Annotated in this window: 3 protein-coding genes and 1 pseudogene; all 4 read right to left on the bottom strand. The window is 50.1% G+C overall.

Annotation, left to right across the window (positions count from 1 at the left end; genetic code table 11):
- A pseudogene (locus WMO24_RS05445) lies at positions 1–1,013 on the bottom strand (hypothetical protein); the annotation flags it as partial.
- A gap of 18 nt (positions 1,014–1,031) precedes the next feature.
- Positions 1,032–4,829 (bottom strand): glycosyltransferase, encoded by a 3,798-nt coding sequence (locus WMO24_RS05440; protein WP_349215308.1) that lies wholly within the window; start codon positions 4,827–4,829, stop codon positions 1,032–1,034.
- Between the two features lie 76 nt (positions 4,830–4,905).
- Positions 4,906–5,973, bottom strand: a complete 1,068-nt coding sequence (locus WMO24_RS05435; RefSeq protein WP_349215307.1) for a DegT/DnrJ/EryC1/StrS family aminotransferase — start codon at positions 5,971–5,973, stop codon at positions 4,906–4,908.
- On the bottom strand, positions 5,942–6,112 hold the full coding sequence (locus tag WMO24_RS05430; protein WP_349215306.1) for a hypothetical protein: 171 nt from the start codon (positions 6,110–6,112) through the stop codon (positions 5,942–5,944). The genes WMO24_RS05435 and WMO24_RS05430 overlap by 32 nt, the downstream gene beginning before the upstream one ends.
- Positions 6,113–6,118 lie beyond the last annotated feature (6 nt).

Raw genomic sequence — 6,118 nt, 5'->3', positions numbered from 1 at the left:
CCGCCGATGGGCTGCATGCCTTTCAGCATCTGGCCGTTTTCGTCGTAATAGTATTTTTTTCCATCAATTTCCTGCCAGCCCGGTTTTGCAATTGTCTGCTGCAATACTCCGTCGGCCCCGAACTTATAGGTGACATCCCCAATCATCATGGTACCCGTCACCAGTAACTTCGTATCTGAATTCACATAGTACTGCTTGCCATCCACGGTCAGCCAACCGGTTTTGATCTCGCCATCACTATTGGCGTAAGTACGGCCGCCGCTGTATACGTCGATGAAGCCAAATCGCAGATAGCCTGTATTCGGATCAATGTAATACCAGGCCCCATCAATGCTGTTTATGCCGTAAGGGACCACGCCGTCTGCACCGCTCCAGAAGCGTCCTTGAGACGTTTGTTTCCAGCCACCTGTCCACAGTGCGCCTGTGGTCTCATCCAGATAATACCACTTTCCATCGATCGGCTGCATGCCTTTCAACATCTGGCCGTTGCCGTCGTAATAATACTTCTGTCCTTCGGCATCCACCCAGCCTGTTTTCTGCACCGCAACGGAATTCTCCTCTTCCAGTGAGGAAGAAACCTCATTCGCGCCGGAGTTAGAAGAACTCGACGTGACATCGGAAGAAGAGCCGGAGTTGCTCACGGCGGGCGATTCACCGTCTACGGTATCGGTACTTTCCGGCACTGATTCGGAACCGGGGACCGAAGTGCTGTCTGCCGCACTGTTTGTCTTTGGCGGTGTTTCTTCCGTACTGGCGGAAGAATCATCCGTCGTGGTACCGGCCTGTGCGGAAGATTCCTCATCGGTATCCGGAAGTACTTCATCCGCATTGCTTTCCGGTACAGGCATAGTGGGAACAGACAGTTCCTCTTCCTGCAAAACATTCCTATCCGATTGGGCGGAAGCTGCAGAGATGAGTTCTGTTTCAGCTTCCTGTGCAAATCCTACCGTTACGTTGGACACAACCACCAAAAACGCGGTAAGAATTGCCAAGTGACGAACAAACTTTTTCATTGTTCTCCTTTCTCTCAATCAATGCTGTTTCATTTCAAAAACAAACACAACTTCTTGGGCAGACGTCTTCGGCATCTCGTATTCATACCAGGGATCTGAATCAGAAAAAGAGCGTCTTCCCTTCCATCCTTTTCCATTGGAACGTTTCAGCTTCATGGGGATGCCGTCGCAGAAAGCCCGCAGCAAATCAGCCTGTATGCTGACCCCTTCGATTGGGTCGAAGCGGACAAAGGATACCGGCTCTGCGCATTCGGCAAGCGAGAAGGCCGAAACGTAACAATCCGGTGCAACCCGCACCAATTCTCCCTGCAAAGAATGCTCCTCGTTGAAGCGGCGATCGTTCGAAAAATACAATTTGCACGTTCCATGAACATTCTTTCGGGACTGATCGCACAATCGCTGAACTGCCTGTTTGACTTCCCACGAAATAACATCGAGGTTTTCTTCCACCGCAACAACTTCTGCTTTCAGAACGACTTCCTGCAATGGAGCCTCTGCTCCCTGCGGCACTTCGCAGATGATCTGCGCTTCTTTGGTAACAAAATACAGCGTATTTTCAATTTCCACGCCGTTGTGCATCTGAACCGGCAGTTCCCGTCCGTCCAGAAATACCGATACTCCGCGAAGAATTACCCCACGCTTTTCTGCCGGATAAAACAAAATCTTTTGAAGGCCGTTCGGCGCATCCGCAAGTTTTGTATGAATTTCCAGAGAGTTGCGCTCTGTGCAGACATCTTCTGCCAGCTCTTTCAGCTTTCCGTCTTCCAGAATGCCAAATACACGATAAGCCCAAGTCTTGATGCGTCCTGTCTGCTGAATTTTGGCCGGTAAATCCGCCTGTTCGCGCCTGGCTTCTTCCATTTCCTGACCGACCAGCGCGATGCGCGGTTTGATCTGCCGCTCTGCGCTGTAAATACGGCGAACTGCGTTTGCACCGCCTTCTGCAAGAGCACGCAACTGATCCGGGTGCTCCAGATAATATTCCAGCCGCGCGGCAATCTCCGCGGCATCGTGAGGAACGATCTCGATTTCCTGACCCGGTGCAAAATGCCCTTCATTCATTTCAAGCGGATCTGTCACAAACATGGCAACACCGCGCAGCGCTGCCTCAGTACAAGATGCTGTCGGGAAGCCGTCAAACGCGCCTGGAGCCAAAACATCCGGCACATTGGGGGAAACGATCAGATCCTTGTCCTGATAAAATACATCAAACCAGTCAGCGTGCTGCTTACCATAGAATGTAATATGGCCTTTCAGAGACGAAACGTCCAAATCGTTTTCATCAAAGCCGCCGACCACATGGAAATAGACATTCTCATGATCATGGCAGATCCGTTTGGCCATATCAACAAACACATCGTATCCTTTGTCCGCGCCATCCGGCATGTAGCGGAACGCAGTAAAAACAACATCCAAACGGTCTTTCTCGAAGCCATAACGCTTCTTTGCCAGCCCATAAGGCGCCAGCGCCTCTTCCGGCGTCACCACTCCGAAAATTTCCTGGATCTGACCCGGACTGCAGAAGTTTTTCTCCAGCAAATACCGTGTTGTCGCCGGCTGCGTTGTGATGACCTTGCGAAGGCAGGGCGAGGAAAGCACCAGACGCAATTCGTGATCGACCTCCGGGTTGAACCGGGCAAAACCACCGCCGGGGTACAACTCCAGCACAAACGGAATCGCACGCTCTTCCAGTTCATCCAAATGAGGCCACACGTTTTCCAAAAAGCCAAAGTAAGCCAGATCAATGTGAGCATTTCTGGGCAGATGATCATCAATTGTGATCTCATCGCTGTATTCAGGGTGGGCTTGTACAAAATCTTTGCAAAGATCTGTAATGGATTCCTCTCCAAGCATCGCAACGGAATGACCACTGCAAACGACCCGCACCTTTTCAAATGCATCAAGATATGCCTTATACTCAGCCAGCCGGAAGCCGGACGCAGGGTGCGGAAATACGTCATCCATTACGCACAGCGAAACCTTTTCTTCCTCAGTATACATCGGCTGAACTTTTTTAGAAGAAGTCCCGTTGCCGGCCGCGATTACCGAAGCAAGTACCTCCGCGAAACGATAATCCAAATATTGATCGATTTCCCGCAGAATCTGCGTGACCTCGCGAAGCATATTGTATTCCTGCTGCGATGTAATACCGCCTGCGTGCACATGATAGCGCGCGGTCACTTCTTTTCCCAGCACCCCGATTTTTCCGCAGGCTGCATGCATCAGCGCCAGCGGGAAATCGATGGTTTTGTAATTCCGCAGAAAATCCGGAACAAATCCACCCCGGAACTGCCACCGCAGCATTGCTGTGCACGACGCCACAAACCGGATGTGAAGCAGATCTTTCAGCCCGTAAAATTCCTTTTTGGACCCGGACAACTGAATGTAATGGTCCACGTCAAACACAGAATCTTCAAACGTTCCATCCTTTTTCAGTTCCCGTTTCTGGAAGGATGTACACACCACATTAAAATCACTGTGTCTCTCCAGAAAATCGACTTCTTTCTGAAGCTTGTGATCATCGATCCACAAATCATCCCCGTCGCAAATGGCCAGATATTTTCCCCGAACCTGCTGCAGGGTCTGATAATAATTTTCACCGATTCCTACATTTTTTTCACGCAGGGTGCAACGGAAAATCTCCGGATACTGCTGCTGGAATTCCCGAATGATTGCCTGCGTCTCATCCGTGGACGCATCGTCCGCCACCAGCACTTCAAAGCGGAAATTGGTCTTCTGCCCTACAATTGCCTGCAGCGTTTCCCGAATGAACTGCTGATGGTTGTACGTGCAGCACAAAACGCTTACCGTAACGTCCGGCTCCGGCATGGAAGCGCCGTGCCGCAAATGCTCCGCATCAATTTGCTCCGGTGCAGGGCCGGCAAGACCGCGCTGCCGGTCAAAATATGTTTGGGCTACACCGGACTCAAACAGGAACTTCATCCAAAGATCCGCTTTGGTGGAATGAATATCCTTCCAGGGCTTCACCGAGGTGGCATAATGCAATTGAATGGGATTTTTCAGTGCTCTTTCAATTTCTTCCCGGCTGTAATGCTCGTCCTGTTCCCGGCTCTCTGCCGTTTCAAACATGTCGTAGGCATAGCTGCAAACAATGTATTCCAGCGGAAGATAGGCGATCTCGTTCTCATCGCAACAGAAGTTGATGACATCCTGTTCCAGTTGGAGCAGTTTATCGGTATTGGCTTCCAGGTAATCGAGGAATATTTTTTCTTTTCCTGCTTCGCGCAGCCGTTTGAGATTAGCCACCAGATATCCGCCGCAGATTTTCATGCGTTCACGGTGACCCTTGCCAAACACAGCATCATAATGATCGTAATAATTGACCAGCCAGCTGTCCTTGGGACACACGTGGTGCACGCCTGCAAAACAGATCTCCGAATCCGGATCCATTGATACATAGCTGGGCGCAATGTCGCCGCAAAAAGCCACGTCCACGTCGGTGATGATCAATTTATCATACTGCGGAAAAATAGAGCCGACCGACAGTTTATAGATCACTTCTTTGGAAAAATGATTCTCATGCAGCAAACTCTGAAACACATCTTCCAGCCAGTGATTCATCGAAATGAATTCCAGGGACGCGTTGGGGAACTGGCCCACCACATTTTGCAGCAACGCCTGATTCTGCGTGGTAATATCCGTATGCAGAACGTACAAACGGTACTGATACTTCGGGTCGGCATATTTGAGCATGGAATAAAACGACACTGCCGCCGGAATAACATAATTGTTATCGAAACAGTGCATGACCGGAATCAGTTCCCTGCCAGCTGATTGCATTTGCGTTTGATTCATTATTGCAGCTCCTCAACAATTTTTATCAGTGTGTCCCGCAAACGGGGAGCTATTTTCAGGATAGCATTCAAATGTATCACGATTGTTTCTTATTCAGGATACACTCACAAATATAGTCCACTTCCTCCAGGGACAGGCCGTTGTAAATAGGCAGAGCCAGAACGCTCTGGCCTGCAGCTTTTGCCACAGGCACGCGGCTTTCAGCAGCGAGTTCCCGATAGCAATCATACTCTGTGCCGATGGGATAAAAATATTTGCGCGCGACCACATTGTCATTCGCCTTCAAGGCCGCATGCAGCTCATCCCGGCTGACCCCGAAAGCATCCCGGTCGATCAGCACCGGCAAATAAGCGTAATTGTACTCCACACCGGGCGCACGGTCCGGATAGAACAGCGTGATACCCGCTTGTCCTTCCAGATTTTTTCGATACCGCAACGTGATTTCACGCCGCTCGGCAATGATCTCATCGATGTGTTTGAGATTGCAAAGGCCCATAGCTGCCTGGAATTCATTCATCTTGGCATTTCCGCCCACATAGGCCACATGCTCTTCATCATGAATGCCGAAATTTTTGTAATCGTCAAACACCTGTTTCAAGCCGGGATCTTTGTACACAAGCGCGCCACCCTCAATGGTGTGGAACAACTTGGTGGCGTGGAAACTGTAAATCGACACATCGCCCTGAAGGGAAAGGGTCTGCCCATTCAGCCGGACGCCGAACGTATGCGCTGCGTCATAAATCACTTTCAGCCCGTGCCGCCGCGCAATCTCTTCGATTTTGGCCGTATTGCACGGATGTCCGTAGACGTGTACCGGCAAAATAGCGCTGGTCTTTTCCGTAATCAGGCTTTCGATCTGCTCCTCATCCATGGTCAGATCCGAGGGCTTGATATCGCAGAACACCGGCTTCAGCCCGCACATGGAAATAGAATGGATGGTCGACGCAAACGTAAAGGGTGTGGTGATGACTTCCCCGGTCAGGCCAAGGCCGCGAATCGCAATTTCCAGCGCAAGGTGTCCGTTTACCGTGAGCGTCAGATTTTCCACGCCCAGATAAGATTTCAGCTCATCTTCCAACTGATGATGCAAAGGGCCCTGGTTGGTCATCCAATCACGCTGCCAAATGCCATCCACATAATTCATAAAGGTTTCTTTCTCCGGGAGAAAGGGCTTTGTGACCAAAATCGGCTTTTCCGGTTTGTTCATTTTCACTACCCAGCTTTCTTATTAATACAAAATTACAAATATTAAAAATTATACCATATTTTTCACGTACTGACAATCCGAA

The organism is Ruthenibacterium intestinale (assembly GCF_040096265.1).
In the GTDB taxonomy this organism is placed as follows: Bacteria; Bacillota; Clostridia; order Oscillospirales; family Ruminococcaceae; genus Ruthenibacterium; species Ruthenibacterium komagatae.
Note: the sequence above shows the minus strand (reverse complement) of the source record. Positions and strands in the feature narration are given on the sequence as shown.